Genomic DNA, 2809 nt, shown 5'->3' on the forward strand with positions numbered 1-2809 from the left:
GATGCGACAGGCATGGGATGTTAAAATAAATCATAGTTTCAGAACGGTGAATTATCCTAAAAACTGCGCTCTACTGTTATTCACCTCGCTTCATGTACCATGAAGCTGATGCTGGTTCCACTTGTGTACAATTTAATGCAAGAGTCAGTTGCAGGCTCTTTGCACATTTCGGATGGGGGATAGCATATACTATAATTAGTATGTAGTATATAAAATTATTGTATTACCTAATATTATTAGTATACCCTATGGCGAACAAGTAAATTTTAGCATAAGTCAGACTTCTCCGTTTCCTCTGGCAATGACGAAGACAGCTTTTACATTGTGCCCGATCAGTTCTGCCGTTATAACCGTAAGGCTCCGTGATTCCATCATCATGCGGGCACCTTCCACAGTGAGCTGCTGCCCGTCGGCAGGTGGCTTCCCGTATGTTCTCAGGTAGCGATAGCCCATCTTCAGTTTATTGAGAAACGTCATCCCTTCTGTGGTGAAGCTGAGAGCGATCAGCCTGCCGTTGTCCTTCAGGACCCGGGTGGCTTCAGTCACTGCATTTTCCGGTTCCGGGATGATATGCAGCAGATTCGCCATGAAAACCGTGTCGAAACTGTTGTTCTCATAGGGCAGGTTAAAACAGTCGGCTTTCTCCAGACGGACATTGGAAAACGATGGCAACTTTTTCCGGGCAACCGCCAGCATCTCATCGGACAGATCGGTTGCGTGAACTACCCCCCTATGAATAGGGGGGCTTCCTGCTTCATTCCTCTAACAATTGTTCACAAGTCCACAGGCTCTTCCCGTAGTCCCTACGGCGTTACATTCCTATTTGATTTTGCTTATCTAAAGCAAACTTTTTGATATTAATAGCGGCATTAATATCCCTGTAGTGCTTGGTTTTGCATTCAGGACACTGCCATTTCCGATATGCAAGTGTTAATTTTCCGTTGTGGAATCCACACACATTACATATTTTGGTTGATGGTTCGAATTGCCCTATGCGGAGTATTGTCTTTCCAAGCCATTTTGCCTTATTCCAGCATAGTTACAAAAGAACTCCATAAATATTAACGGAATATAAAGAAAAATTGCGAGTAGAGTTTGGTTTATCATGTTTAGCCCTCAGAGCTCTGTAGAAATCCTCGTTTGAATCACCCAGACAACCTTGGCATACCTGCCAAGGTTGTTTACTATTAGTTTTATTTGGATCTCTTTTACCTGATTCCTGTACTTTCTGGCCTTTAACTCCTCCCCATATTTCCTTTTGAGTACTGAGGACATAGTTTCTACCAGGTTTCTATTATGGTACAGTTCCTCATCGAATTCCTTTACCATTTTTCTACGATAAAACCCTTTGATCTTTTTCCTCTTCCTGTTCCGTAAAGGGATCATAGATATTGCTCGGAATTCTTCTCTTGTTAGTGAATGTATGGATTCACAATCGTATCCTTTGTCCATAACATAGTAGTTTGATCTTCGAACTCTATGGGATTGCTTTAGCAATGTCTTTGCATGCTTTATATCGTTGACAGGTTTACCTGATATCTTAAAACCGGTAACTATCAACTTATCAGTATCAACAGAAATACTTACTTTCATGAATGATCTGCGTTTCTTCTTTGTTCTGAGTGAATAGTAGTAGCTACAGTAACCACTTGTGAATCCACTTGAATCGATAGCAGTAACTTCTATCCTTTCCCCATGTGAATAGAACAGGTCAAGCGTTTTTTTCAACAATCCATTGAAGTAAACGGATCTAATTCTTCTGACGAACTTATGAAGTGTAGTATAATGTGGAACTTGTTTTAATCCAATCCTGGATCTAACTGGCCCCATCAATTCAACAAGTTCAACAATACTTCTGTAATCGGTTTTCAGGAACTCCTTTAACAAAACCAAAGTCAATAGCTGATGTTGCGTGTAAGTCCTCTTGGAATACTTACAACCTTAGTTCCCAAAATTTAAGCGCATAGTCATTTTTGCCTTTGTACTCCTTACCAATTCATGCGCTCTTGCGCATGAATTACCTCTTCTATGGAATTATGTTTCACAATCTTTAAATACTATTATGCGCTTATATAATAAGCACATATGAAACCTACACTCCGTATCAAGAAATAAATGGAATTGAATACTGGTATGAAGATATCCCATACTATGATAAAGAAAAGAAACAGATTCGACACCGCTCCAAATACCTCGGAAGGAACGTAAATGGTAAACCTGTAAGAGTTCGGGATGCAATGAACTCAACAGAGGAGACGTTTCTACCTTCCAGCAAACCCCTAAAAGCTTACAATTATGGTGAGCTTCTTCCATTGCAGAAAATCATAGAGGAACTTAAGATAGGGGAGTATTTAAGGGACCTGTTGAATGAAAAAGACAGGAACATGATACTTGCAATGGCACTAAACCGCATAACTCGTCCGACTGCCATGTACAATCTTACAACTTGGTATGAGAATTCGGCTCTTGTCCTTGAGGGTCCGGAGTTGCCTTTGAAAAGTCAAAACATCAGCAACTTACTTGCTAAAGTTGGGGATAGTGACATCCCATCTACATTTATAGGCAAAATGCTGCGAAATCTTGGAACAAAACGTACACTGGTGTACGACCTCACCAGTTTATCAAGTCACTCTCAACTGATAAATCTCCTTGAATACGGATACAGTAGAGATGACCCTGAACTTCCACAATTAAATATCTCCATGATTCTGGATAAAGAGAAAGGTGTCCCAGTGATGTATGACATCTATCCAGGGAGCATTGTAGATGTTACAACCCTTAAAAACACCATCAAGAAAATAGAAGCTTA

General features: G+C 40.4%; 1 protein-coding gene and 3 pseudogenes. 1 reads left to right on the forward strand and 3 read right to left on the reverse strand.

Features of this window, described 5'->3' with window-relative positions:
- Positions 1-276 precede the first annotated feature (276 nt).
- The 3 genes and pseudogenes from BB781_RS14960 to BB781_RS14970 all read right to left on the reverse strand — a co-directional run.
- The gene (locus BB781_RS14960) at positions 277-738 is read right to left on the reverse strand and encodes a class I SAM-dependent methyltransferase (protein ID WP_277985516.1); all 462 of its coding nucleotides are present in this window, start codon (positions 736-738) and stop codon (positions 277-279) included.
- 73 nt (positions 739-811) lie between these two features.
- Positions 812-1055 (reverse strand): annotated as a pseudogene (locus BB781_RS14965) (zinc ribbon domain-containing protein); the annotation flags it as partial.
- A 61-nt stretch (positions 1056-1116) separates the two neighbouring features.
- A pseudogene (locus tag BB781_RS14970) lies at positions 1117-1938 on the reverse strand (IS5 family transposase); the annotation flags it as partial.
- Positions 1939-2085: 147 nt separating this feature from the next.
- On the opposite strand from BB781_RS14970, the pseudogene BB781_RS14975 reads away from it, so the two are divergent.
- Positions 2086-2809: pseudogene (locus BB781_RS14975) on the forward strand (IS1634 family transposase); the annotation flags it as partial.

Source organism: Methanolobus psychrotolerans (assembly GCF_002243045.1).
In the GTDB taxonomy this organism is placed as follows: domain Archaea; phylum Halobacteriota; class Methanosarcinia; order Methanosarcinales; family Methanosarcinaceae; genus Methanolobus; species Methanolobus psychrotolerans.